Annotated in this window: 24 protein-coding genes; 16 read left to right on the forward strand and 8 right to left on the reverse strand. The window is 56.4% G+C overall.

Features of this window, described 5'->3' with window-relative positions; translation table 11 throughout:
- The first annotated feature begins 53 nt into the window (after positions 1-53).
- From ettA to gdhA, 6 genes are all read left to right on the forward strand, one after another.
- Positions 54-1,718 carry an energy-dependent translational throttle protein EttA gene (gene ettA / locus ABVN21_RS27095; protein ID WP_339555040.1) on the forward strand — a complete coding sequence of 555 codons (1,665 nt, stop codon included), beginning with the start codon at positions 54-56 and terminating at the stop codon, positions 1,716-1,718.
- 494 nt (positions 1,719-2,212) lie between these two features.
- On the forward strand, positions 2,213-3,076 hold the full coding sequence (locus ABVN21_RS27100) for a sugar phosphate isomerase/epimerase family protein (protein WP_339555041.1): 864 nt from the start codon (positions 2,213-2,215) through the stop codon (positions 3,074-3,076).
- 98 nt (positions 3,077-3,174) lie between these two features.
- Positions 3,175-3,876, forward strand: coding sequence for an AzlC family ABC transporter permease (locus ABVN21_RS27105; protein ID WP_339555109.1), 702 nt, complete (start codon positions 3,175-3,177; stop codon positions 3,874-3,876).
- Positions 3,873-4,208 carry an AzlD domain-containing protein gene (locus tag ABVN21_RS27110; protein ID WP_339555042.1) on the forward strand — a complete coding sequence of 112 codons (336 nt, stop codon included), beginning with the start codon at positions 3,873-3,875 and terminating at the stop codon, positions 4,206-4,208. The genes ABVN21_RS27105 and ABVN21_RS27110 overlap by 4 nt, the downstream gene beginning before the upstream one ends.
- A gap of 37 nt (positions 4,209-4,245) precedes the next feature.
- A complete protein-coding gene (locus ABVN21_RS27115) occupies positions 4,246-5,514 on the forward strand; it encodes an aminotransferase class I/II-fold pyridoxal phosphate-dependent enzyme (protein WP_339555043.1) in 1,269 nt (422 codons plus the stop codon).
- A 253-nt stretch (positions 5,515-5,767) separates the two neighbouring features.
- Positions 5,768-7,105, forward strand: coding sequence for an NADP-specific glutamate dehydrogenase (gene gdhA / locus ABVN21_RS27120; RefSeq protein WP_339555044.1), 1,338 nt, complete (start codon positions 5,768-5,770; stop codon positions 7,103-7,105).
- Here the strand turns inward: gdhA and ABVN21_RS27125 are convergent.
- The 3 genes from ABVN21_RS27125 to ABVN21_RS27135 form a co-directional block, all read right to left on the reverse strand.
- The gene (locus ABVN21_RS27125; protein ID WP_339555045.1) at positions 7,102-7,596 is read right to left on the reverse strand and encodes a GreA/GreB family elongation factor; all 495 of its coding nucleotides are present in this window, start codon (positions 7,594-7,596) and stop codon (positions 7,102-7,104) included. The genes gdhA and ABVN21_RS27125 overlap by 4 nt on opposite strands.
- A gap of 112 nt (positions 7,597-7,708) precedes the next feature.
- Positions 7,709-9,562 carry a DUF4105 domain-containing protein gene (locus ABVN21_RS27130; RefSeq protein WP_339555046.1) on the reverse strand — a complete coding sequence of 618 codons (1,854 nt, stop codon included), beginning with the start codon at positions 9,560-9,562 and terminating at the stop codon, positions 7,709-7,711.
- Positions 9,563-9,770: 208 nt separating this feature from the next.
- Positions 9,771-10,259, reverse strand: a complete 489-nt coding sequence (locus tag ABVN21_RS27135) for a DUF3015 domain-containing protein (RefSeq protein WP_020798660.1) — start codon at positions 10,257-10,259, stop codon at positions 9,771-9,773.
- A gap of 279 nt (positions 10,260-10,538) precedes the next feature.
- On the opposite strand from ABVN21_RS27135, the gene ABVN21_RS27140 reads away from it, so the two are divergent.
- Together ABVN21_RS27140 and ABVN21_RS27145 are read left to right on the forward strand one after the other, a co-directional pair.
- Positions 10,539-12,977 carry an ATP-binding protein gene (locus ABVN21_RS27140; RefSeq protein ID WP_339555047.1) on the forward strand — a complete coding sequence of 813 codons (2,439 nt, stop codon included), beginning with the start codon at positions 10,539-10,541 and terminating at the stop codon, positions 12,975-12,977.
- A 304-nt stretch (positions 12,978-13,281) separates the two neighbouring features.
- Positions 13,282-13,623 (forward strand): hypothetical protein, encoded by a 342-nt coding sequence (locus ABVN21_RS27145; RefSeq protein ID WP_339555048.1) that lies wholly within the window; start codon positions 13,282-13,284, stop codon positions 13,621-13,623.
- 5 nt (positions 13,624-13,628) lie between these two features.
- Here ABVN21_RS27145 and ABVN21_RS27150 read toward each other — a convergent pair whose 3' ends face one another.
- A complete protein-coding gene (locus ABVN21_RS27150) occupies positions 13,629-15,458 on the reverse strand; it encodes a hypothetical protein (RefSeq protein WP_339555049.1) in 1,830 nt (609 codons plus the stop codon).
- Between the two features lie 170 nt (positions 15,459-15,628).
- Here ABVN21_RS27150 and ABVN21_RS27155 point away from each other — a divergent pair, with 170 nt between their 5' ends.
- The 3 genes from ABVN21_RS27155 (at position 15,629) to ABVN21_RS27165 (ending at position 17,377) form a co-directional block, all read left to right on the forward strand.
- Complete coding sequence (locus ABVN21_RS27155; RefSeq protein ID WP_034148219.1) at positions 15,629-16,117, forward strand: TIGR00645 family protein; 489 nt, start codon at positions 15,629-15,631, stop codon at positions 16,115-16,117.
- Positions 16,118-16,328: 211 nt separating this feature from the next.
- A complete protein-coding gene (locus ABVN21_RS27160) occupies positions 16,329-16,637 on the forward strand; it encodes a DUF6482 family protein (RefSeq protein WP_339555050.1) in 309 nt (102 codons plus the stop codon).
- A gap of 122 nt (positions 16,638-16,759) precedes the next feature.
- Complete coding sequence (locus ABVN21_RS27165) at positions 16,760-17,377, forward strand: FKBP-type peptidyl-prolyl cis-trans isomerase (RefSeq protein ID WP_034148221.1); 618 nt, start codon at positions 16,760-16,762, stop codon at positions 17,375-17,377.
- Positions 17,378-17,488: 111 nt separating this feature from the next.
- Here ABVN21_RS27165 and ABVN21_RS27170 read toward each other — a convergent pair whose 3' ends face one another.
- The 3 genes from ABVN21_RS27170 to ABVN21_RS27180 form a co-directional block, all read right to left on the reverse strand.
- Positions 17,489-17,746 carry a hypothetical protein gene (locus ABVN21_RS27170; RefSeq protein WP_339555051.1) on the reverse strand — a complete coding sequence of 86 codons (258 nt, stop codon included), beginning with the start codon at positions 17,744-17,746 and terminating at the stop codon, positions 17,489-17,491.
- Between the two features lie 207 nt (positions 17,747-17,953).
- On the reverse strand, positions 17,954-18,295 hold the full coding sequence (locus tag ABVN21_RS27175) for a zinc ribbon domain-containing protein YjdM (protein ID WP_339555052.1): 342 nt from the start codon (positions 18,293-18,295) through the stop codon (positions 17,954-17,956).
- Between the two features lie 227 nt (positions 18,296-18,522).
- Complete coding sequence (locus ABVN21_RS27180; RefSeq protein WP_339555053.1) at positions 18,523-19,491, reverse strand: polyprenyl synthetase family protein; 969 nt, start codon at positions 19,489-19,491, stop codon at positions 18,523-18,525.
- Positions 19,492-19,731: 240 nt separating this feature from the next.
- Between ABVN21_RS27180 and rplU the strand changes: the two genes are divergently transcribed.
- The 5 genes from rplU (at position 19,732) to ABVN21_RS27205 (ending at position 23,491) form a co-directional block, all read left to right on the forward strand.
- Complete coding sequence (rplU, locus tag ABVN21_RS27185; protein WP_003176051.1) at positions 19,732-20,046, forward strand: 50S ribosomal protein L21; 315 nt, start codon at positions 19,732-19,734, stop codon at positions 20,044-20,046.
- Between the two features lie 35 nt (positions 20,047-20,081).
- The gene (gene rpmA, locus ABVN21_RS27190; protein WP_003281574.1) at positions 20,082-20,339 is read left to right on the forward strand and encodes a 50S ribosomal protein L27; all 258 of its coding nucleotides are present in this window, start codon (positions 20,082-20,084) and stop codon (positions 20,337-20,339) included.
- A 195-nt stretch (positions 20,340-20,534) separates the two neighbouring features.
- Positions 20,535-21,758 carry an Obg family GTPase CgtA gene (gene cgtA / locus ABVN21_RS27195; RefSeq protein ID WP_008052064.1) on the forward strand — a complete coding sequence of 408 codons (1,224 nt, stop codon included), beginning with the start codon at positions 20,535-20,537 and terminating at the stop codon, positions 21,756-21,758.
- A gap of 137 nt (positions 21,759-21,895) precedes the next feature.
- Positions 21,896-23,014 (forward strand): glutamate 5-kinase, encoded by a 1,119-nt coding sequence (proB, locus tag ABVN21_RS27200; RefSeq protein ID WP_339555054.1) that lies wholly within the window; start codon positions 21,896-21,898, stop codon positions 23,012-23,014.
- 12 nt (positions 23,015-23,026) lie between these two features.
- Positions 23,027-23,491, forward strand: coding sequence for a CreA family protein (locus ABVN21_RS27205; protein WP_339555055.1), 465 nt, complete (start codon positions 23,027-23,029; stop codon positions 23,489-23,491).
- 183 nt (positions 23,492-23,674) lie between these two features.
- Here the strand turns inward: ABVN21_RS27205 and rpsT are convergent, their stop codons facing one another.
- Positions 23,675-23,953: a 30S ribosomal protein S20 gene (gene rpsT, locus ABVN21_RS27210; RefSeq protein ID WP_020798646.1), complete on the reverse strand. Its 279-nt coding sequence runs from the start codon at positions 23,951-23,953 to the stop codon at positions 23,675-23,677.
- Positions 23,954-24,035: the final 82 nt, after the last annotated feature.

The following is a 24,035-nucleotide window of genomic DNA, read 5'->3' on the forward strand; positions in this document are numbered from 1 at the left end:
CCAGGCATCGCCTGCGCCCTAATCATTCATCTGTCACTGACCCTAGGTTCTCCATGGCTCAATACGTATTCACCATGCATCGGCTGGGCAAAGTTGTGCCGCCGAAGCGGGAAATCCTGAAAAACATCTCCTTGTCCTTCTTCCCTGGCGCCAAGATCGGCGTGCTCGGCCTCAACGGTTCGGGTAAATCCACGCTGCTGAAAATCATGGCCGGCGTCGACACCGAGTTCGAGGGCGAGGCCCGTCCGATGCCGGAGTTGAACATCGGTTATCTGCCGCAAGAGCCACAACTTGATCCGACCAAGACCGTGCGTGAAGTGGTCGAGGAAGCGGTCAGCGTGATCAAGAACGCCCAGGCACGCCTGGACGAGGTCTACGCGGCTTACGCTGACGAAGATGCCGACTTCGACAAACTGGCTGCTGAACAGGCCAAGCTCGAAGCCATCCTGCAAGCCAGCGACGGTCACAACCTGGATCGCCAACTGGAAGTCGCCGCCGATGCGCTGCGTCTTCCGGCCTGGGATGCCAAGGTCGAAGTCCTGTCCGGTGGTGAAAAACGTCGTGTAGCCCTGTGCCGCCTGCTGCTGTCCGCTCCGGACATGCTGCTGCTCGACGAACCCACCAACCACCTGGACGCCGATTCCGTCGCCTGGCTGGAGCATTTCCTGCACGATTTCCCGGGCACCGTAGTAGCGATCACGCACGACCGTTACTTCCTGGACAACGTTGCTGGCTGGATCCTCGAACTCGACCGCGGCGCGGGCATTCCTTACGAGGGCAACTATTCGGGTTGGCTGGAAGCCAAGTCCGATCGTCTGGCTGCCGAATCCAAACAGCAGTCGGCTCACGAAAAGGCCATGAAAGAAGAACTGGAATGGGTGCGCAAAGGCGCCAAGGCCCGCCAGTCGAAATCCAAGGCTCGTCTGCAACGCTTCGAAGAAATGCAATCGCAGGAATTCCAGAAGCGCAGCGAAACCAACGAGATCTACATCCCGGCCGGTCCGCGCCTGGGCGACAAGGTCATCGAATTCAAGAACGTCACCAAGGGCTACGGCGATCGCGTGTTGATCGACAACCTGTCGTTCTCCATGCCTAAAGGCGCCATCGTCGGCGTGATCGGCGGCAACGGTGCCGGTAAGTCGACGCTGTTCCGCATGCTAATGGGCAAGGAGACACCGGATTCGGGCAGCATCGAAGTCGGCGAAACCGTGCAACTGGCCTGTGTGGATCAGAGCCGCGAAGACCTGGACGGCAGCAAGACTGTGTTCCAGCAGATCTCCGACGGTTCCGACCAGATCCGCATCGGCAACTACGAGATCCCGTCGCGAACCTACGTCGGTCGCTTCAACTTCAAGGGCGGCGATCAGCAGAAGTTCGTCAAGGACCTGTCCGGTGGTGAGCGCGGTCGCTTGCACCTGGCCCTGACCCTGAAAGAGGGCGGCAACGTCCTGCTGCTCGACGAACCGTCCAACGACCTCGACGTTGAGACCCTGCGCTCCCTGGAAGAAGCCCTGCTGGACTTCCCGGGCGCCGCCATTGTGATCTCTCACGATCGGTGGTTCCTGGACCGCGTGGCAACGCACATCCTGGCGTACGAAGACGATTCGCAAGCGGTGTTCTTCGAAGGCAACTACACCGAGTACGAAGCCGATCGCAAGAAACGCCTCGGCGAAGCAGCGGCCCAGCCGCATCGCGTACGGCACAAAAAACTGGCCTGATATCGGGTGGCAGTTTGAGCGGGAAGGCTTTTGGGCCCAAACCGTAAAGATGTAGTGTTTGATACAGTTCGTTTGAAAATTGAATCCGATGCCTGAGAAGGCGTCGGATTTTTTTTTGCCTTGAAATTGAGATGATGTTTCTGCAGTAGAAATAAGATGAGAGAGGTGTGTGAGGAAAACCTGGTTTTTTGAAATGGGTTGGAGTCTAAAAGTGTTGCCGGGAATTATTTGTTATTGAATGTGTTGAGTGGCTTGTCTGGGCTGACGGTGCCTGTTGTATGGGGTTTGGCAGCGCTATTGGTAAGTGCGGGGCTCTAGTCGTGAACGATTGTTGTCATGTTGTTTTCAAATTCTGAAATGATTGGCCGGTTTAAAATTATAGCTAGTAGGTTATGGTGCGATGGTGTTTTAAGTCTGTGATGTTTTCTCTTTTGGTTATTGCTGCTTGTATCGAGTAATACTGATCGCAGAAAAAATAAGAAAGGAATTTGAAGTTGACGAATAATACGAGCGGAACGTTTGTGGGGCAGTGGCCTGAATATATTATTGCTACTGCACAGCAAAATTATCTTACCGCTGAGCTCGGAATCCAGGAAGCTGCGAAACAAGGCTACAGTCATTGGTATATCGATGGCAGTCTACCCGGAGAGCGACCAGCCGATTGGTCAGAAAACCGAATCAAGGCAATGCGAGAAACAATTTCCAAAGTAGGTGTTAAGCCCGTTTATCACGGTAATTTCAAAGCGCCACTTGGTAGTGATGTGCGTGAAATGAGTGGCGCCGCGCTTGAATATATAAAGCGCGAAGTTGATTTGAGTTCCGCTTTGGGAGGTGCGCCGGTCATCGTTCATGGTGGTGGAATCGTAGAGCCTCGTTTGGTCATTGAAGCTCGTCGATCAGGATTGAATTCATTGATTGATAACCTTGGAGAACTTGTAGATTACGCGCGGGGGCGAAATGTCGAAATATGGCTGGAGAATCTGAGCAACTATACAAAATTTCACCCGTTTTACTACATATGTGTCAACGAAGAAGAATATGCAGAAGTGCTTGGTAATGTGCCTGGTTTGAAATTTTTCTTCGATGTGTCGCATGCCCATGTCAATGAGGGTGACCCGGTCAAGGTTTTCGAACGATTACACCAACATGTGGTAGGGATGTCCTTCAGTGATAATAAAGGAGAGCGTGACTCCCACTTTCCACTGGGCAGGGGGTCGTTGGATTACCCCGGTCTTGTCAAATCAATACTCAAACATGAATGGCGAGGTCTGGTAGGTTTCGAGACCCGGGGAAGTACGCTGTCAGAGAGTATTGCCTATCTGAACGGGGTGCACGGCCTCCCCGATAAAGTCGCCTGATAAATATCTTATGTTTTAGGTCGCCTGATTGCAGGTGGCCTGATTTCAAGGGTTTCGTGCGAGCTCCCCATTGATAAGAGGTAGCCTCAGTGAGTGCTATGCGAAAACAGTTTCGCCTTGGTAGTAGTGACTTTTTAAAAGGCTGTATCGACTCGCTTCCGGTTTGTCTGGCCTTTTTATTCATGTTTTTTTCCATTGGTGTTCTTTTGGCGTCGGCGGGTTATTCCCTCCCTCAGTCAGTCATCATGACGCTTTCTGTGCATGCCGCGCCGTTACAAGTATTTATTGGGCAGTCAGAAGGGGGTGTAAGCGTTGGTACGTTAATCATGATTACGCTATTGGTGAATTTTAGATTCATGATTATGTCATCGGTACTGTGTGAGCAATTCAAGTCAGTGCCGTTGTTGAAAATGATGTGGTCAGTTCAGCTGTTATCAGTATCGACTTTTACACTTGCCAACTCTGCGAAAGACAGTACTTTTGATAGTTATAGGTATTATTTGGGTGCTGGCATCGCCAGTTTGGGAGTGGCGGTTTTCGCAACAATGATGGGGCATCTCATACGTGCTGATTTAGGTGTAATGGCTTATGCAGTGATTGCGATGATATTGCCTATCCATTTTACTGCACTCGTCGGAACGACTTGGCCTAAGTGGCGACCCGTTCTGGCTACCGCTATCGGCTTTGTTGCTACACCTGTGGTAGGAGCCTGGTTAGGAGGGTATCAGGTTTTTGTTATTCCTCTGGTGTTGGGGGGCATATTTCTTTTTGCCGAACGACGGAGTGGTAAAAATTCATGAGTAACTGGATGATAATACTGGTTGCCGCAAGTGTTTCGTACTTCTTGAGATTCCTACCTGTTTTGGTTTTTCGAAAGTACAAAATTAAAGGCGACGGTGATCTTTATGTGTTTTTGAGTTACGCAGCCTGCGCGGTGATGGGAGGGATCATTTACTCAATAGCCTTCGGAGATGTGATGTTTCAGAATTGGCTGGGGCACTTCGAAGGTGTTCAATTGGTAAAGTTGTCGATTGTTTTTATCTCGTTTTTTGTTGCTGCTTATACGCGTAGCGTTATCAAGTCGTTGGTTTGTTGTTCGTCGATTTATGCGGTTGCTTTGTATTTTCTTTGATTGAGCACTTTGCTCTTGAAAAATTAAGGGTTTGCAGATGAATGTATTCGCAGGCTTTGGAGTCAGGCCTGGCGAGCTAACTCGCCAACAACTTGAGTTTTGCTTTTCGCGGGTAGTGGAGAGCGCACTTGATATTAATATGACTCGTGGGTTGCCATCCCCAGAGCAATTGGATCTGGCGAACCCCTATTTGTTTTTACCAGGAGCATCCGGTTTTGTTTCTGTCGACGCTGTGGATTGGCGCAATTATGGTTGTCTCCAAGGTTTGTCAGAGACCCGGGAGTTAGTCGCGGACGTTTTACTGGGGCTGCCTGCAGAGCAGATTGCTGTGGGGGAAAACTCCAGCCTTGCCTTAATGCACGAGACGCTCGGTTATGCGTTCAGTCATGGATTCTGTAGCAGTGAGCGTCCGTGGAGGGAGGAGCCGGCGATTAAGTTTCTTTGCCCGGTGCCAGGCTACGACCGTCATTTTGCGATGTGCGCTGAATACAACATCGAAATGTTGACTGTCCCTATGCTCGACACTGGCCCGGACATGGATGTGGTTGAGCATTTGGTGGCTTCGGATCCGGCGATTAAAGGTATGTGGTGTGTACCCAAGTACAGCAATCCATCGGGTGCCATTTACTCTGGTGAAACACTGACACGGCTTGCAAGGATGCCAACTGCCGCAACGGATTTCATGCTGTTCTGGGACAATGCTTATGCGGTTCACCATCTCACGGATGAAGAGGTCCCGAATCAACCCCTTTCACGTCTATGTGAAGAAGGGGGTAATCCTGATCGATTTATTATTTTTGCATCGACCTCGAAGGTTGTTCTCCCCGGGGCGGGGTTGGCGTTTTTTGGCTCGTCCCCGAAAAATCTCGCATGGTGGTTAAACCATCGTAAGTGTCGGACTATCGGTCCGGATAAAGTCAATCAGCTGCGCCACCTGATGTTTTTTCGTAGCAGCGAGGGTCTGTTGGCGCATATGAAAAAACATCGTCATCTGCTCGCACCCAAATTCGACAGGCTTGAGTCGGAGTTATCAAACGGATTTGAAGGTGTTGCTCAGGTGAAATGGACCAAGCCAAGAGGGGGATATTTCGTCAGTTTGGAATTACCCCAAGGGTGTGCACGCAGGACGGTGGAGCTCGCTCTCCAGGCGGGTGTCGCGTTGACCCCGGCGGGGGCCACCCACCCGAGCGGGCGGGATCCCTATGACAGTGATATTCGTTTGGCTCCTACTTACCTGGATCTTGAAACGCTCGGAGTGGCTGCTCAGGTATTGGTTTTATGTGCGTTGCTGGCGATGACACTTTAGCGGAGTGCTTGATAGGCGGTTTGAGCACTCGTCCGTTGAAACGAGGGCTCAATCAAGCGAAACCATCGTGGTGCGCAGAGTTCTTTTGGTGGCACTAATTGGATGCGATTTTTCGTGATTTCCTCGATATTTTATATCCTGTGCACCATTTAATTTCATAAAGGCGACATTCTGCTCTGTTCTTGTGCGCGCCCCGTTTGTTACAGTCCGGCCCAATCTCTCCCAACGACAATAAATTTGCCGAGACATTTCCATGATCGAATCCGTCGAATCCTTCCTTGCTCGCCTGAAAAAACGCGACCCGGATCAACCCGAATTTCACCAGGCTGTCGAAGAAGTCCTGCGCAGCCTGTGGCCCTTTCTGGAAGCCAATCCGCACTATCTGACTTCCGGCATCCTGGAGCGTATTTGCGAACCGGAGCGGGCGATCGTGTTTCGGGTTTCCTGGGTCGATGATCATGGCAAGGTGCAGGTCAATCGCGGCTTCCGCATCCAGATGAACAGCGCCATCGGCCCGTACAAGGGCGGGTTGCGCTTCCATCCTTCGGTGAACCTGGGCGTGCTGAAGTTCCTGGCCTTCGAGCAGACCTTCAAGAACTCGCTGACGTCGTTGCCGATGGGCGGTGGCAAGGGCGGTTCCGACTTCGATCCTAAAGGCAAAAGCGATGCGGAAGTCATGCGCTTCTGCCAGGCCTTCATGAGTGAGTTGTATCGCCACATCGGCGCCGACGTTGATGTGCCGGCCGGTGATATCGGTGTCGGCGCCCGTGAAATCGGTTTCCTGTTCGGTCAGTACAAGCGCCTGAGCAACCAGTTCACCAGCGTGCTGACCGGCAAAGGTCCAAGCTATGGCGGCAGCCTGATTCGCCCGGAAGCGACCGGTTTCGGCTGCGTGTATTTCGCCGAGGAAATGCTCAAGCGTCGCGGTGAGGCCGTCGAAGGCAAACGCGTGGCGATTTCCGGCTCGGGCAACGTCGCACAATATGCCGCGCGCAAGGTCATGGACCTGGGCGGCAAAGTGATTTCCCTGTCCGACTCCGAAGGTACTCTGTACTGCGAGAGCGGTTTGACCGAGGCGCAATGGCAGGCAGTGCTGGAACTGAAAAACGTCCAGCGCGGGCGCATCAGCGAACTGGCTGGCCGTTTTGGTCTGGAGTTCCGCGCCGGACAACACCCTTGGGGATTGAGCTGCGACATCGCATTGCCATGCGCCACGCAAAATGAACTGGATGCCGACGCCGCTCGCGCATTGCTGCGCAATGGCTGCATCTGTGTGGCGGAAGGCGCGAACATGCCGACCACGCTTGAGGCAGTGGACCTGTTTATCGAAGCGGGCATTTTGTTCGCGCCGGGCAAGGCGTCCAATGCCGGCGGTGTCGCGGTGAGCGGGTTGGAGATGTCGCAGAACGCGATGCGCTTGTCATGGACCGGTGGCGAAGTGGACAGCAAACTCCACGCGATCATGCAGTCGATCCACCACGCTTGCGTGCACTACGGCGAAGAGAACGGTCAGGTCAATTACGTAAAAGGCGCGAACATCGCCGGCTTCGTCAAAGTCGCCGACGCCATGCTCGCCCAGGGTGTGGTTTAAGCCGGTTCGATGCGGATAATTTCTATCATCTGATCGCCAGCCGGGCGTTGCCACAGCACCTCATCACCGAGTTGCGCCCCGAGCAACGCCCGGCCCAGCGGTGATCCCCAGTTGATCAGGCCGGCCGGTGCGTCGGCCTGATCTTCACCGACCAACTGCACGGTCTGTTCTTTGTCCTGTTCGTCGGCAAACGTCACTCGACTGCCGATCTGCACTTTTTCCGTTGAGTTGGCAGGCGGCACCCGTTGAGCGCTTTGCAGGCGCTGATTGAAATACCTCAAGTCGCGCTGAAGGTCAGCCTCTCTCTGCTTGTTGGCCAAGTCTCCGGGTGCGCTCAGTTCTCCCAGCAAGTTCTGCAATTCGGCGACCTTCGCCTGTAATTGGGCGAGGCCCGTGGGCGTGACGTAATTGGGCTGCGCGCTGACCTGCCGTTCGACTGGCTGATCGGCTTGCGCGGCGGCGTTATCTTCGTTGACGAAGGCGCGACTCATGGTTTTCTCCCGTTATAGGGCTTTGGCCATGGTTGCAGGCATTTGGTTGCGTTGGATGTCTGAAAGCGACCTATTGCCAGCGATAGGCTGCCTTTCGCGGCTCCTGCAGGGATCAATAGTGATACCACTTCACCTCAAGCATCACTTCATTTTCGGGCGTGGCCATATGATTGAATTCGCGCTGGGCGCTCAGGCGTAAACCGAGATTGCGCGACAATTCCCACTGTTGATTGAGGCTGAAGCTACGGCGCACCTCACCATTGGTAAAGAAATCACCTTTTGCCTCCAGGCTCATATTGCCCAGCGGGTTTTTCCACAGCAGGCCGGTGTTGAAACCCGCCGCCGGCGATATGAATTCGGCGAAGTCGTTATTGTGCTCGACGCGCACGGTGCCCAAGGCAAACCCAAGCATGTCGTCCGCCAATTGCCAGGTGCCGCCACCACCGCCATTGACGTGGCTGACCAGGTTTTCGTCGTCATGCTTGCCCGGCACCCGCTCCAGACCGCCGGTGACCTGCCACGACAGCGGTTGCAGCAGCTCATTGCGCGGGGTCAGTGAGCGGATGGTCGCCAGGTCCAGTTGCTGCACTTGCCAATCGTTACCTTCGTACTGGCGCAACTTCAATTGGAGGATCTCGATCTGCGCGCCGAGCGGAAAACTTTCCGAGTTGTCGTTGAGGTCGTGGTAGGCCATGCGCAGGCCGTATTCGCCAAACGCGCGATCGCCACGGGTACCGAGGCCGGCCTGCCAGGTGCGCGATTCGTGACCATCTTCCGGCAGGCCGGGTTGCGGGATTTCGAGTTCCGGCGCCGGGTTCTGGTTGATCGCCCGCAGCAATTCGAAACTGCGCTGCGCCCGTTGCGGATCACGTTCCTGACCATTGGCGCGATAGCGTTCCAGGCGATAGGCCGCATCGATAATCAAGGCTTGGCGATCGCGAGGTTGAGACTTGAATGCCGGCGTTTGCAGTTGCTTCTGGTCGGCGCTGACTTTCAGCACCCATTGCTGTTCTTCGTCGGTTAACGGCTCGGCGCGGCTCAGCAGTTCGCGCTCGCGGGAAGGGCGGTACTGGATGGATTCCACCAGCCCGGCCTCTTTCACGGCTTTGACCGTGTCGGTAGGAATGGCGGTGAGCGGGAATTGCTCGGTCAGGCGCAGGCTTGGACGCGCTACTTGGAGTAACTCCAGCAAACGATAAGAGCAGTTTTCATCAAAGAAGAAATAGTCGAACTGGATCTGTTTCAGCTCCCAGACGTGCTCGACCATGCGCGCGGTTTCTTGCTGGGTCAGGTTCAGGCGGTATTCCCATAGATCGCGGTTTTCGAGGCTGCGGTACTCCGAGAGTTTTTCCTGATACGGCACCAGCGCAAACAGGCCGGGATAGCCGCCCATCAAGCCTTTCCACGCGTAAAGGATGCTGTTGTCGGAGCCTTCGATGTAGGCGCCAAAGTTGATGGCGTAACTGAGCAGCGAAGTCTTGTCGCTTTGCACGTCAGCCTGATCGATGCGCAACAAAGTGTGGCCGAACATCGATGACGGGCTGTTCAAATAGGCCGCCGGAAAGATCATCACCGCGCTGTGGGGTGAGACATCCTTGAACCATTGCTTGAACTCGGCGCAATCCACCGCCGGCAAATCGGTCAGGTTGAGCTGAGTCTTCAGCCATCGGGTGCGGGCCGGGTAGACGCATTGCGCATGCTGTTCGCCAGAACTGGCCGGGGCGTACAACGCTTGTACGGTGGCCGCCAGTTCATGGTCCGGGTGTTCGTTGCCATCGGCGGCGAGGAAGAATTTCTTGTCGCTGACATAGCTGCGCCAGCCACCCAGCTTGGCGGTTTCGTAATGGCCCAGGGAAATCCAGAAAGGGTCGTTGGCCAGTTGCTGCAAACGTTGAGGGTCGAGATGTGACGCGGCGGACAGCGGGGCGCAGACACAGAGCGCCAGCCAGGCAAGGCGTTTGAGCATAGGGTGGCAACTTAAGTCGAAAAAAATTAAGACCCGATACGGAAAAACGTCGTCTGTAGGCCGGCTTGCTGGCGATGGCTGCACTGCGGTGTATCTGGACAACCGTGTTGACGCGATCGCCAGCAAGCCGGCTCCTACAGTTGGACGATATGGCCGAAAGTCCAAAAAATAAAAACCCGCTTCCCAAAGAGAAGCGGGCGGGTCGAGCTTATGCTTGAGTCGCGTACTTGGCCAGACGTGGATCGCTTTTCAGAACGGCCAGGGTGTTGGTATGCACATCTTCCGCGGTCACGTCAGCCTTGCTGAAGATCTGCTGGAAGTGCTCGTGAGTGACAGCGGCGAAGTGCGCACGGTCTTCCGGCGCCACGCCCAGTACCACGGCGTAGGTGGTCAGCGCTTCGCCCTGACCTTTAGCCATGTCTTCGGACAGCTCGTTCATCATGCCATTCATGGCAAACCAGGATTTGCCGCCATAGGTCAGCGACGCATTGGTCGAGCAACCGTTGGTGCCGGAAGTCATACCGAAAGTCGCGTTGCCGGAAGTACCGTTGGTGGTGGATGCCAGGAAGTGAGCCGGAGTACCACGCTGACCTTCGAACAGCATGTTGCCCCAACCGCAATCCGGGCCGCCTGGCGCCTGAGCCATGGCGTTGATGGATACAGCGGTGAAGAGAGTACCGAGAAGAATCCGTTTCATAGCTTTGTTCTCTTTGTGTGCATACCAATGGACAAGGGGTGCTGGCGCCTGTCTGACGCCAGTTGGGCCGGTTATTAGTCCAGCCGCGCAGTTTGGAGTTTAGGCACGATCCGGGGGTTCCGTGATTTTTTGCAAAACATTCAACTAAAACGTTGATTTGGCCCCGGCCCGCCTGGGGCTGGTGGTTTGTCTATGCTTTGCCTTGAGGCGCGCCTTGCAAGTCAGGTATGGGCAGCGCCAGAATGCCGCTATCTGCCCCGCCTGATGTAAGGAAGCCCGATGCCTGATCCTGTTGCTGCCAGCTTGCGTCTAGCGCCTGAAGCGCTGACTCGTCCGTTTTCCGCTGAACAGTTCAGCTTCTCTACCACCAATGATCTGGAGCCCTTTCGCGGTGTGCTTGGCCAGGAACGTGCTGTCGAAGCCTTGCAGTTCGGTGTGGCCATGCCACGCCCTGGTTACAACGTATTTGTCATGGGTGAGCCCGGCACCGGCCGGTTTTCGTTCGTCAAGCGCTACTTGAAGGCCGAAGGCAAGCGCCTGCAGACCCCGGCGGACTGGGTCTACGTCAATAATTTCGATGAGCCCCGCGAACCTCGCGCACTGGAATTGCCATCGGGCACCGCCGGTGCCTTCATCGGTGACATCAACGGCCTGATCGACAACCTGCTGGCAACCTTTCCAGCGGTGTTCGAACACCCGTCCTACCAACAAAAGAAAAGCGCCATCGACCGCGCGTTCAATCAGCGCTACGACAAGGCGCTGGACGTGATTGAGCGCCTGGCGCTGGAAAAAGACGTCGCGCTCTACCGTGACAGCAGCAACATCGCTTTCACTCCGATGCTCGAAGGCAAGGCGCTGGACGAGGCGGAATTCGCCCAATTGCCGGAAGCCGAGCGCGAGCGCTTTCACGAGGATATTTCCAACCTCGAAGAACGCCTGAACGAAGAACTGGCGAGCCTGCCGCAATGGAAACGTGAGTCGAGCAATCAACTGCGCCACCTCAACGAAGAAACCATCACCCTGGCCTTGCAGCCGTTGCTGTCGCCGTTGTCGGAAAAATACGCCGAGAACGCCGCGGTATGCGGTTACCTGCAAGCGATGCAGGTGTATTTGCTCAAGACCGTGGTCGAGCAACTGGTCGACGACAGCAAAACTGACGCCGTCGCCCGCAAATTGCTGGAAGAACAATATGCGCCGAGCCTGGTGGTCGGTCATTCGGCCAGTGGCGGTGCGCCCGTGGTGTTTGAACCGCATCCCACCTACGAAAATCTGTTCGGTCGCATCGAATACAGCACTGACCAAGGCGCGCTGTACACCACCTATCGGCAGCTGCGACCGGGAGCACTGCACCGGGCCAACGGCGGTTTCCTGATCCTCGAAGCGGAAAAAATGCTCAGCGAGCCGTTCGTGTGGGACGCGCTGAAACGCGCTCTGCAATCGCGCAAACTGAAAATGGAATCGCCTCTCGGAGAGATGGGCCGTTTTGCCACTGTGACCCTGACTCCGCAGCACATTCCGTTGCAGGTCAAAGTCGTGATCATCGGCGCACGTTCGCTCTACTACACGTTGCAAGACCTCGATCCGGACTTCCAGGAGATGTTCCGCGTCCTGGTGGATTTCGATGAAGACATCCCGATGGTCGACGAGAGCCTGGAGCAGTTCGCCCAGTTGCTGAAAACCCGTACATCCGAGGAAGGCATGGCGCCGCTGACCGCCGATGCGGTGGCGCGACTGGCGACCTACAGCGCGCGTCTGGCCGAGCACCAGGGGCGTTTGTCAGCACGCATCGGTGATCTGTTTCAACTGGTCAGCGAGGCGGATTTCATTCGCCACCTGGCCGGTGACGAAATGACCGACGCCGGGCACATCGAACGTGCGCTCAAGGCCAAGGCCACCCGCACCGGGCGTGTTTCGGCGCGGATTCTCGATGACATGCTGGCCGGGATCATCCTGATCGACACCGATGGCGCTGCGGTTGGCAAATGCAACGGCTTGACGGTGCTGGAAGTCGGCGACTCGGCCTTCGGTGTACCGGCGCGGATTTCCGCCACGGTGTATCCGGGCGGCAGCGGAATTGTCGATATCGAGCGTGAAGTTAACCTCGGTCAGCCGATTCACTCCAAAGGCGTGATGATCCTCACCGGTTATCTGGGCAGTCGTTACGCCCAGGAATTCCCGCTGGCGATTTCCGCGAGTATCGCCCTGGAGCAGTCTTACGGTTACGTCGATGGCGACAGTGCGTCGCTGGGCGAGGCCTGCACGCTGATTTCGGCGCTGTCGAAAACCCCGCTCAAGCAGTGCTTTGCGATCACAGGTTCCATCAACCAGTTCGGTGAAGTGCAGGCGGTAGGCGGAGTAAACGAGAAAATCGAAGGGTTCTTCCGTCTCTGCGAAGCCCGCGGGCTGACCGGTGAACAGGGTGCGATCATTCCGCAAGCCAACGTCGCCACGCTGATGCTTGACGAGAAAGTGCTGGCCGCCGTGCGCGCCGGGCAGTTCCACGTTTACGCGGTACGTCAGGCCGATGAGGCCTTGAGTCTGTTGGTCGGCGAACAGGCCGGTGAGCCGGATGAGAACGGTGAGTTCCCTGAAGGCAGCGTGAACGCGCGGGTGGTGGAACGCCTGCGGGTGATTGCGGAAATGATCAGCGAGGAAGATCTGAAAGAAGCCGAAAAGGAGATGGCGGTCGAAGCGCTGGTGGAAGCCAAGCCAGCCTGACCCCAACCTGAGGTGTAGGCGCAAGCTTGCTCGCGATGAGGCCTATACATTCAACGAAGATGTTGAATGACAGGTCACCATCGCGAGCAAGCTTGCTCCTACAGTTTTATCGCGTGAAATCCAGAAAAGTGCCACAACTCTGGCGCCAAACTTCACACAGTGACCATTCGGCGCCTTCTGGTCTTCCTTGACGTGCTAGTCAGACTTTTCTTCTATTCTCTGCTCAGGGATATCGACAGTAATCACTGGATCGAGACAGCCTTCCCGTGGAGGTTGAATACCGGATCTACCGAGGGTCGCCGCCATGTCGCGCAACCTCTGCCTCACCCGACAATGCCTGGGTCTTGTGACCCGTATCGAATGCGCCGTCCGTCCACTGGCTGGAGATAAAGGCATGTGGACGCTGCTTTTCGCCGCCGGAATGGCCGGCGAACAACCCTCAGCCGTCAAAGCCCAAGGCCCGTTTCATGGCCCTTTCGTAGCTGAATCCATCCTCGACACCATCGTTGAAAGCCTGACTCTGCATGGCTATGAATTGGCCGATGATCCGCAGATCTGGTGCTTGCACCTGCAAGCCCAACTGCGGGAAATCAACGGAGGTCGTTGCCGCAGCGTCAATGGATTCGAGTTCCGGCCCGACCACTGACAGCGCTACTGGGTCACGTTGGACATGTCCGGCTTGTCGAGCTTGACCTCAAAACCATATTGCACGGTGGTGAGGTCAGTTCGCTGATAGCTTTCCAGGCGAGTGGGTTGCCCGTAGAAATAGTGCACGGCGAATAATGCCGGGCCTTCCGTGCTCGCCTGATGGGTCACGGCGAGGATTTCCTTGAGGTAGTTACCGCTGTCGTCCTTGGCGAAGAAACGCCAGTCCTGATCGGGAAACACTTTCAGATCCACCACCAGTGCATTGCCTTTGAGCTCCAGGCCTTTGGGCAGTTGATGGGCGTCGAGGGCTTTTTTGTCGACCGTGGCCAGGAACAATGGAATGGAGCCCACCACATAAGCCGGCGTTTCCGGAAACAGGTTCAGGTCATAGGTAATGGTGCCGCGCAGGGGATCGACTTCATACGCCTCCGGCGGCAACTCGATCGGCTCGTCGCGTTTACCGTTACCGTCTTCGGTGAAGAAGCTGACCGGGCTATCGCCGGGGCTGAAGGACGTTCCGAGCAGTTCATCGTTGAATGTCCTGAGGTGACTGAACTCGACGCGCGCAGCGCTGGGGTCATCTACCGATTGGGTGATGCTGACACCTTTCTTCAGTTGTTCCTCGGTCAGTGTCGCGCCCTTGAGCCAGGTCGGGGCCTGGTCGTCATACACCACCACCGGCAGATTCAATGGCTGGATGGTTTTCGCCGTGGTAATGCGGTCGAAGCGTCGGACTGGCAAATCCAGGTCCTTGCGCGTGACTGTCGCGGCGGAAAAATCCAGCAGGCTGACTTCGAGGGTTTCGATCGGCCCGTTGAAATACACTTTCGAGTAACGGTGGGTTTGTTGTTTCTCGAAGTTGCGGTGTTCTTCATCGAGCTGCTTTTCGAAGGCTTCGCTCAAGGTCTTCTGTTGCTGCATTTTCTCCAGTTGCCGCTGATAGAAGGCAATTTGCTCGGCGGTTTCGTTAATCGATCCCGAGCGTGTGAGGAATTGCCCCGTTACGTCCTTGGCCTGGACGATCAGTGGATTCAGCGGTATTTCCCCGATCTCTGGCGCTAGCGGCGCGCTGTTGTTGAACTCGATTTCAGCGTAGTTGTTGGTCAGTTTCAGCAGTTTGACGCTGAGATTGTCGTTGGTGCGTGTCTGGTCAACGTCCTTTTTCGTCAGGTCGAAACTGTAGAGCCGGCGCGGCGCAATGACTTCCACCTTGCCTTGCAGGCTCACCGGTTGCGGCTGGTTCTTGATGTCGACATCGAGGCCTTCGATAAACGGGTAGGCCACGGTCAGGTCATCGGGGTTAGTCAGGTTGGAACTCGACGGACTCAGCTGAATGCCGGGATCGGTTTCCGACCATTCCGGCTGAAAGGCGATGACGCGTTTGTTGCTCAAGGTCACTGATTGCCATTCCAGACCATGGGGAAAAAGAAATGCCGCCGGGATGCTGAAGTTGAAGGGAAACACCGGTTGCAAGTCGGTCAGGTAATCGGAACTGGATTCTTTGTGCAGCACAAACAGGCCGTTGATGTAGGTGTCGACCAGCGCCTGTGGCGAAGGGTAGTGCTTGAGCACGGCAAGGGCATCTTCGCCGTATTCGGTGACCATAGGTTTGCTGTCGAGCCTGAGTTGCGCGCGTTCCAGTAACAACAGTGAACCGCCAAGCTCGGACACGGCATCCTTGAGTTTCGGATCCTGGATCGCATCCAGAGATTTCTCGAACTGCGCAGTCCTTTCTTCCAGGCTGTCCTGGCGCTTCTCATCGCTGGGTGAGCAGGCGTTCATCAGCAGCATCAGGCTGATTCCGACACTGGTTAAAGGTAATCGCACATCCATTTCCAGTCTTCCTGTCCGATGTCATTGTGCTGTCAATGGTTTGGACACTAGCAGAAAAACTTTGATACATAGGCGCAGGTTGCGGATTTCCCAACGGTTTCTGTCTGCTTCTGGCTACAGCCAGGCGGCTGTTATACTCGCGGCCATTTTCAGACCACGTGTGAGATTCAATGGAACGCTTTATCGAAAACGCAATGTATGCCTCCCGCTGGCTGCTGGCGCCGATTTACTTCGGCTTGTCCCTTGGCCTGCTGGCGTTGGCACTGAAATTCTTCCAGGAAGTTTTCCATGTCATCCCTAACGTCTTTTCGATGGCCGAATCAGACTTGATCCTGGTGCTGCTGTCGTTGATCGACATGGCGCTGGTGGGTGGCTTGCTGGTGATGGTGATGATTTCCGGCTACGAAAACTTCGTTTCGCAATTGGACATCGACGACAACAAGGAAAAGCTCAACTGGCTGGGCACCATGGACTCTTCTTCGTTGAAGATGAAAGTGGCGGCCTCCATCGTGGCGATTTCCTCGATTCATCTGCTGCGGATCTTCATGGACGCCAAGAACGTAGATCCCGAGCATTTGAAGTGGTACGTGATCATTCACATGACCTTTGTGGTATCTGCCTTCGCCATGGGCTACCTGGATAAGCTCACCAAGCACTAAAGCCAGGCATGTCCTGTGGCGAGGGAGCTTGCTCCCGCTGGATTGCACAGCGATCCCCTTTTTATGGGGCTGCAACACAACCCGGCGTGAGCAAGCTCACCACAGTGGAATTGCTCAAAACAGACGGGCGGCACCGTTTGCGGGTTGTACTTTGCTGCGTCGAGGCATATCCCTGTAAGGGTCTTGGCTCGCCACTGTGTGAGGTGCGTTCATGAACCTGCAAGAGTTGAATGCCTATGCCGTCGCCGGGAAGGTCGACGAGCTGAACCTGATCTCGATGGAAGGCGGGATTTATCTGCTTGAGGCGCGGATGCATGGCGCGGCGTATCCGTTGAACGATGCGCATGGCGACACCATGAGTCTGCGATCGGTTGAGCATGCCCGCGATGTCCTTCGCTCCTTTCCCAAGCTGAACTTCAACCTTGTGCACACCCTGGTGCATGACGAAATGTGCGGGCTAGGCAGCATCGAAGAAAGTCTGAAGGTGCCGATCGACATCCGTTCTACACGACTGGTCTGACCGGCCCTCATCAACACCATGGCATCTGTGCTAGTCTGCTGGCCCTTTTGGTTCCGGGCGCTCCGGGACGCGCTGTGCACGCACGGCAAGTTCCCGGGCCGTCCGCACAGCGGAGCAGTGTCATGTCCGAAGTAAATCTGTCCACCGACGAAACCCGCGTCAGCTACGGTATTGGCCGTCAGCTGGGCGACCAACTGCGCGACAACCCGCCACCTGGCGTGAGCCTGGATGCGATCCTGGCCGGTCTGACCGACGCTTTCGCCGGTAAGCCAAGCCGTGTGGGTCAGGAAGAAATGTCCGCCAGCTTCAAGGTTATCCGCGAAATCATGCAGGCCGAAGCGGCAGCCAAGGCTGAAGCAGCCGCTGGCGCTGGCCTGGCTTTCCTGGCTGAAAACGCCAAGCGTGACGGCATCACCACCCTGGCTTCCGGCCTGCAATTCGAAGTGCTGACTGCCGGTGAAGGCGCCAAGCCATCCCGCGAAGACACCGTGCGTACTCACTACCACGGCACCCTGATCGACGGCACTGTGTTCGACAGCTCCTACGAGCGTGGCGAGCCTGCAGAATTCCCGGTTGGCGGCGTGATCGCCGGCTGGACCGAAGCCCTGCAACTGATGAATGCCGGCAGCAAATGGCGTCTGTACGTGCCGAGCGAACTGGCTTACGGCGCTCAAGGCGTTGGCAGCATTCCGCCGCACAGCGTACTGGTGTTCGACGTCGAGCTGCTCGACGTTCTGTAATGCCGTCGGCCTGTAGGAGCCAGCTTGCGGGCGATCCAAGCATCTCGGTGTTTCAGTTGCATCGCGGTGATGCAATCGCCAGCAAGCCGGCTCCTACAGGTTTTGCGTGACTCATATTTCGATCTTGTGATGCAATTCATGCGATGGGCGCAACGCCCGGGCATAGCAGAACAGAAACAGATTTCGCACCAATTCCTTGAGCACCACCGGCTCGCAGGAACTCAAGCCGTTGACGTCCAGATCACCCTGGTCCTGCAACTCGTTCAAGGCTTCCTCCTCAAGCACCGCACAGACTTCTCCGGTTTCCCGATGAAGGATCCTGAGATACGGGTGTGGGCGGTCCAGCCAGGCGTCGATCAAATAAGTCATGTCTCATTTCCATTGATTTGGGTTTCAATGAGAATAATTCTTATTCATCAAATAGCAAGGCCCTATTGGCGGATCGGGTTTTTTTCTGGGTAAAGGTTGCGTAAGGTCAAAACGACTGGCGCTTGGCTGTCGCGAGGATTTGTTGGGAGAGGCGGGAGAGGGTGACGCACCATCCCGCGCCACGGCACGGGATGGAATACAGCGGAATCAGACTTTTCTGACGAACTCGGATTTGAGCTTCATCGGGCCGATGCCATCGATCTTGCAGTCGATGTCGTGATCGCCATCGCACAAGCGGATGTTCTTGACCTTGGTGCCGACCTTGACCACCAGCGACGTGCCTTTGACCTTGAGGTCCTTGATCACGGTGATGGTGTCGCCGTCTTGCAGGACGTTGCCCACCGAATCCTTTTTCACCGTGTCATCGGACGCTGCTTCGGCTTCGCCGCTGGCGGACCATTCGTTGGCGCACTCCGGGCAGATCAGCTGGGTGCCGTCTTCGTAGGTGTATTCGGAATTGCATTTCGGGCAGGGTGGCAACGTGCTCACTAAGGCTCCTTGGATTCAGGATCGCTAAAAAGCGCACATTATATAGGGTTTTAGAGCGGGGAGGTGGGACTGTAGGAGCCGGCTTGCTGGCATGCATGCGCCTCGGTGTGTCAGGACGCCGCCGTGTTGTCTGTAGGAGCCGGCTTGCTGGCGATGCATGCAACCCGGTGTGTCAGGAATACCGGGGTGATGCGATCGCCAGCAACCCGGCTCCTACAAAGGGTGTATCAGTGCGTACGGGCGACCGCGAATTCACTCAATTCGACCAATGCATCGCGATACTCGCTGGCTGGCAGCGCTTCGAGGCATTTGATCGCACGGGCCACGTAATCGCGGGCCAGTTGCGCGGTGTAGTCCAGCGAACCCGAGGCTTCCACGGCTTCGCGAATGCTTTCCAGGTCCTCGATGCCGCCTTTCTGGATCGCCTTGCGCACCAGGGCGGCCTGTTCCGGCGTGCCTTCGCGCATGGTGTAGATCAGCGGCAGGGTCGGTTTGCCCTCGGCCAGATCGTCACCGACGTTCTTGCCCAGGGTCTCGGCGTCGCCTTTGTAATCGAGCAAGTCGTCGACCAGTTGGAAGGCCACGCCCAGGTGATCGCCAAACGTGCGCAGGGCTTCAGCCTGGTCCGGCGTGGCTTCGCACAGGGCCGCGGCACTGTGGGTCGAGGCTTCGAAGAGCATCGCAGTCTTGCCGCGGATGACTTCCATGTAGGTTTCTTCGGTGGTGCTGGCGTCACGAACCTTCGACAGCTGCAACACCTCGCCTTCGGCGATGATGCGCGTGGCTTGCGAGAGGATTTTCATCACTGGCATGGAGCCCAGTTCGACCATCATTTCGAAAGACCGCGAATACAGGAAATCGCCTACCAGTACGCTAGGGGCGTTGCCCCACATGGCATTGGCGGTCGAGCGGCCACGACGCATGCCGGACATGTCGACAACGTCGTCATGCAGCAGGGTTGCGGTGTGCAGGAATTCGATGGTCGCGGCCAAAAGTCGCAGGTCATCCCCTTCGCGGCCCAGGGCCTTGCCACAGAGCAGCACTAATAAAGGACGCAGGCGTTTGCCGCCGGCCGAGGTAATGTAATCGCCGATTTTCGATACCAGCGGCACTCGGGAAGTCAGCTGCTTCTTGATGATGCCGTCGACGGCGCTAAAATCGTCCGCCACCGCGCGGTAGAAAGCTTGGGGTTGCATCAGCGACAGTCGCTCCAGAAGGGTTGCGCGGCATGCTAGGACCCACGTCCGGGCCTGTCAAGGCGCGATAGACGGCCTATTGCAAGGCGCTCGTGCCTTGCGTACAATCGCGCACCCTGAACTTCCTGGGCAGCACCTGCCTTACGCAATTGCAAGCGGGCCTTCCAGCCCCATGCAGCCATGCCAGCCAATACCTCTTCTTATAAAGAGCTGGGTGAGCAGGATTATCGGAGAAATACCATGTCTTATGCAGTAATCGTTACTGGCGGCAAGCAGTACAAAGTCGCTCCAGGTGAATACCTGAAGATCGAAAAACTGGAAATCGCTACCGGCGAATCCGTTACCTTTGATCGCGTTCTGTTGGTTGCCAACGGTGACGACGTGAATATTGGCGCTCCAGTTGTTGCTGGCGCTACCGTTGTGGCTGAAGTGATCTCCCAAGGTCGTCACGATAAAGTCCGCATCATCAAGTTCCGTCGTCGTAAGCACCACATGAAGCGTATGGGCCACCGCCAGTGGTACACCGAGATCAAAATCACCGGTATTCAGGCTTAATTTCAGCCTAATTCCTCACTAGGAGAATTGAACTCATGGCACACAAAAAAGCTGGTGGTAGTACCCGTAACGGTCGCGACTCAGAAGCCAAACGCCTTGGCGTGAAGATGTATGGCGGCCAGGCTATCAAAGCAGGCAACATCATCGTGCGTCAGCGCGGCACCCAATTCCACGCTGGCTACGGCGTTGGCATGGGTAAAGATCACACCCTCTTCGCTAAAGTCGAAGGCGTGATCAAGTTCGAAGTAAAAGGCGCCTTCGGTCGTCGTTACGTGAGCGTAGTCGCGGCTTAATCGCGCGATCGCTGGAAAAGCCCTGTCTCGCGACGGGGCTTTTTCGTTTGTGGGGTGAGTCTCTTGCAAAGCTGTTTGTATGGGCTGTCGGCGTACGATGTAGGTGTCGTGGTTTGGGGTCGCTGCGCTCATTTTTGCAAGAGTCTTATGTCTTGATTGTTTTTCGGCTCGTCCGTATGGCGAGAGGCGTTTGTTATGAAGTTTGTTGATGAAGTATCGATTCGCGTAAAGGCTGGTGACGGCGGCAATGGCGCCATGAGTTTCCGTCGGGAAAAATTTATCGAGAACGGTGGTCCGAACGGCGGTGATGGCGGTGACGGCGGTTCCATCTACATGATGGCCGACGAAAACCTCAACACCCTGGTGGACTACCGTTACACCCGGCACTTCGATGCCGAGCGTGGCTCCAACGGTGGCAGCACCGACTGCACCGGCAAGAAGGGTGAGGATCTGATCCTGCGCGTACCTGTTGGTACCACGGTGATCGACTCGGCCACTCAAGAAGTGATCGGCGATCTGACCAAGGCCGGTCAGAAATTGATGGTGGTACAGGGCGGCTGGCACGGTCTGGGCAACACCCGTTTCAAATCCAGTACCAACCGTGCGCCGCGTCAGACCACTCCGGGCAAGCCGGGTGAGCAGCGCGACCTGAAGCTGGAAATGAAGGTGTTGGCTGACGTCGGTCTGCTGGGTCTGCCGAACGCTGGGAAAAGTACCTTCATCCGTTCGGTTTCGGCTGCCAAGCCGAAAGTCGCCGACTACCCGTTCACCACGCTGGTGCCAAACCTGGGTGTGGTCAGCGTCGATCGCTGGAAGAGTTTCGTCATTGCCGATATTCCGGGTTTGATCGAGGGCGCTTCCGAAGGTGCTGGTCTGGGCATTCGCTTTCTCAAGCACTTGGCGCGCACGCGTCTGCTGCTGCACCTCGTGGACATGGCGCCGCTGGACGACGCAAGCGCACCGGATGCCGCTGAAGTAATCGTTAACGAGTTGATCAAATTCAGCCCGTCCCTGGCGGAGCGTGATCGCTGGCTGGTCCTGAACAAGTGCGACCAGATCCTTGATGAAGAGCACGATGCTCGCGTCAAGGAAATCGTTGATCGCCTGGAATGGACGGGCCCGGTCTACGTGATCTCGGCCATCTCCAAGCTCGGTACCGAGCGTCTGTGCCACGACATCATGCGTTACATGGAGGATCGTGCTGATCGTCTGGCCAATGACCCGGCCTACAAGGAAGAGTTGGCCGATCTCGACCAGCGCATCGAAGACGAAGCTCGCGCGCAGTTGCAGGCGCTGGATGACAAGCGTGCCTTGCGTCGCAGTGGCGTGAAGTCGGTCCACGACATCGGCGACGATGATTGGGACGAAGAAGATGTGGATGATGAAGACGGTCCGGAAATCATTTACGTGCGTGACTGATTCGTTGCGATAAACTTAAGCGCCGCTCAATCGAGCGGCGTTTTAGTATCTGGAAATCGATCGTTGGTCACGAATAACCACGAATAATGTCACGGGCAGTGCCAGGTCGCGCTGTCCTCAAGCTAAGGTTGAAGATGATGCGGAGCAAGGTGACAGGTGCGCAGCGTTGGGTCGTGAAGATCGGCAGCGCTTTGCTGACAGCGGACGGCAAAGGCCTGGATCGCGCGGCAATGGGTGTCTGGGTTGAGCAGATGGTGGCCTTGCATGAGGCGGGCGTCGAGCTGGTGCTGGTGTCCTCCGGGGCGGTGGCGGCCGGTATGAGCCGTCTGGGCTGGACTGCACGACCCAGTGCAATGCACGAGCTCCAGGCTGCAGCCGCAATCGGCCAGATGGGCTTGGTGCAGGCGTGGGAGTCGAGCTTTGCCGAGCATGGTCGGCACACTGCGCAGATTCTCCTGACTCACGACGACCTGTCCGACCGCAAGCGCTACCTGAACGCCCGCAGTACCTTGCGCGCGCTGGTTGAGCTGAAGGTCATTCCGGTGATCAACGAGAACGACACCGTGGTCACCGATGAGATCCGTTTCGGCGACAACGATACCTTGGCGGCATTGGTCGCCAACCTGGTCGAGGCTGATTTGCTGGTGATCCTGACGGACCGCGACGGCATGTTCGATGCCGATCCGCGCAACAATCCCGATGCCCAGCTGATCTACGAGGCGCGCGCCGATGATCCGTCGCTCGATGCGGTGGCGGGCGGAACTGGCGGTGCGCTGGGGCGCGGCGGCATGCAGACCAAGCTGCGTGCCGCGCGTCTGGCGGCGCGTTCCGGCGCTCATACGATCATCGTTGGCGGGCGCCTTGAGCGCGTGCTGGATCGGCTCAAGGCGGGCGAACGCATCGGTACGCTGTTGTCGCCCGAGCGCGGCATGCTGGCGGCGCGGAAGCAGTGGCTGGCGGGGCATCTGCAAACCCGTGGCACTCTGGTGCTGGATGCGGGTGCGGTGACGGCGTTGTCCCAGGGCAACAAGAGCTTGCTGCCGGTTGGAGTCAAATTGGTTCAGGGTAGCTTCCGTCGCGGTGAAATGGTGGTCTGCGTGGCGCCGGACGGTCGTGAAGTCGCTCGGGGCTTGGCCAATTACAGTGCGCTGGAGGCTCAAAAAATCATCGGTCAGTCGTCTGAGGCGATTGTCGGTCTGTTGGGTTATATGGCGGAGCCGGAACTGGTTCACCGCGATAACCTGATCCTGGTCTGAAGGAATACCTGAATGCGTTTCGCAAAAGGATTGTTGGGTCTGCTGCTGGCAATGCCGCTGCTGGCCTCGGCCGAGGAAATTGGCCAGGTGTCGACGGTGTTCAAATTCGTCGGCCCGAACGACCGGATCGTGGTCGAGGCATTTGATGATCCGAAGGTCGAAGGCGTGACCTGCTACCTGTCGCGCGCCAAGACCGGTGGCGTGAAGGGTGGTTTGGGGTTGGCTGAGGATCGTGCCGAGGCTTCAATCGCTTGCCGTCAGGTCGGGCCCATAAGCTTCAAGGGTGAGTTGAAGGATGGTGACGAAGTGTTCAAGGAGCGCACGTCCCTGGTGTTCAAGACCATGCAGGTGGTGCGCTTCCTCGACAAGAAGCGCAATACGCTGGTGTACCTGGTGTATAGCGATCGCTTGATCGAGGGTAGCCCGCAGAATGCGGTGACGGCGATTCCGATCTTGCCGTGGGCTAGCGCCCAGTAAATACACGAAGATCCAAAAAGTGTGGGAGCGAGCCTGCTCGCGATTGCGTCCTTTCAGTTGGCTTATTTTCTGAATGTTGATCCGCTATCGCGAGCAAGCTCGCTCCCACAGTTTTTTGTGTGTTACTAAATCGCAGACAATAAAAAACCGACCCTGAGGTCGGTTTTTTAATGAACGAGTCGCTTAGGCAGCAGCGGCAACGTTCAGGGCCTTTACGTGGCCATTCAGGCGGCTCTTATGACGAGCAGCCTTGTTCTTGTGGATGATGCCTTTATCGGCCATGCGGTCGATAACTGGCACAGCCAGAACGTATGCAGCTTGAGCTTTTTCAGCGTCTTTTGCGTCGATGGCCTTAACTACATTCTTGATGTAGGTACGAACCATGGAACGCAGGCTGGCGTTGTGGCTGCGACGCTTCTCAGCCTGTTTTGCACGTTTTTTGGCGGAAGGTGAGTTGGCCACCGTCGAGCTCCTCGAAAGACTTTTTAGGAAATAGCAAACAAAATAGGCCGCGAATCATGCCGATGAGTTGAGGTGTTGTCAA

The sequence above is a fragment of the Pseudomonas sp. MYb327 genome (assembly GCF_040438925.1).
GTDB lineage: Bacteria > Pseudomonadota > Gammaproteobacteria > Pseudomonadales > Pseudomonadaceae > Aquipseudomonas.

Excerpts from the sequence above, each read along its gene's own strand:
- ettA (WP_339555040.1), top strand. The coding sequence starts at position 54 with ATGGCTCAATACGTATTCACCATGCATCGGCTGGGCAAAGTTGTGCCG.
- ABVN21_RS27105 (WP_339555109.1), top strand. The coding sequence starts at position 3,175 with ATGCGAAAACAGTTTCGCCTTGGTAGTAGTGACTTTTTAAAAGGCTGT.
- ABVN21_RS27115 (WP_339555043.1), top strand. The coding sequence starts at position 4,246 with ATGAATGTATTCGCAGGCTTTGGAGTCAGGCCTGGCGAGCTAACTCGC.
- ABVN21_RS27110 (WP_339555042.1), top strand. The coding sequence starts at position 3,873 with ATGAGTAACTGGATGATAATACTGGTTGCCGCAAGTGTTTCGTACTTC.
- ABVN21_RS27140 (WP_339555047.1), top strand. The coding sequence starts at position 10,539 with ATGCCTGATCCTGTTGCTGCCAGCTTGCGTCTAGCGCCTGAAGCGCTG.
- ABVN21_RS27205 (WP_339555055.1), top strand. The coding sequence starts at position 23,027 with ATGCGTTTCGCAAAAGGATTGTTGGGTCTGCTGCTGGCAATGCCGCTG.
- ABVN21_RS27130 (WP_339555046.1), bottom strand. The coding sequence starts at position 9,562 with ATGCTCAAACGCCTTGCCTGGCTGGCGCTCTGTGTCTGCGCCCCGCTG.
- gdhA (WP_339555044.1), top strand. The coding sequence starts at position 5,768 with ATGATCGAATCCGTCGAATCCTTCCTTGCTCGCCTGAAAAAACGCGAC.
- ABVN21_RS27180 (WP_339555053.1), bottom strand. The coding sequence starts at position 19,491 with ATGCAACCCCAAGCTTTCTACCGCGCGGTGGCGGACGATTTTAGCGCC.
- ABVN21_RS27160 (WP_339555050.1), top strand. The coding sequence starts at position 16,329 with ATGAACCTGCAAGAGTTGAATGCCTATGCCGTCGCCGGGAAGGTCGAC.
- ABVN21_RS27170 (WP_339555051.1), bottom strand. The coding sequence starts at position 17,746 with ATGACTTATTTGATCGACGCCTGGCTGGACCGCCCACACCCGTATCTC.
- ABVN21_RS27125 (WP_339555045.1), bottom strand. The coding sequence starts at position 7,596 with ATGAGTCGCGCCTTCGTCAACGAAGATAACGCCGCCGCGCAAGCCGAT.
- rplU (WP_003176051.1), top strand. The coding sequence starts at position 19,732 with ATGTCTTATGCAGTAATCGTTACTGGCGGCAAGCAGTACAAAGTCGCT.
- proB (WP_339555054.1), top strand. The coding sequence starts at position 21,896 with ATGCGGAGCAAGGTGACAGGTGCGCAGCGTTGGGTCGTGAAGATCGGC.
- rpmA (WP_003281574.1), top strand. The coding sequence starts at position 20,082 with ATGGCACACAAAAAAGCTGGTGGTAGTACCCGTAACGGTCGCGACTCA.
- ABVN21_RS27150 (WP_339555049.1), bottom strand. The coding sequence starts at position 15,458 with ATGGATGTGCGATTACCTTTAACCAGTGTCGGAATCAGCCTGATGCTG.
- cgtA (WP_008052064.1), top strand. The coding sequence starts at position 20,535 with ATGAAGTTTGTTGATGAAGTATCGATTCGCGTAAAGGCTGGTGACGGC.
- ABVN21_RS27145 (WP_339555048.1), top strand. The coding sequence starts at position 13,282 with ATGTCGCGCAACCTCTGCCTCACCCGACAATGCCTGGGTCTTGTGACC.
- ABVN21_RS27165 (WP_034148221.1), top strand. The coding sequence starts at position 16,760 with ATGTCCGAAGTAAATCTGTCCACCGACGAAACCCGCGTCAGCTACGGT.
- ABVN21_RS27155 (WP_034148219.1), top strand. The coding sequence starts at position 15,629 with ATGGAACGCTTTATCGAAAACGCAATGTATGCCTCCCGCTGGCTGCTG.
- ABVN21_RS27135 (WP_020798660.1), bottom strand. The coding sequence starts at position 10,259 with ATGAAACGGATTCTTCTCGGTACTCTCTTCACCGCTGTATCCATCAAC.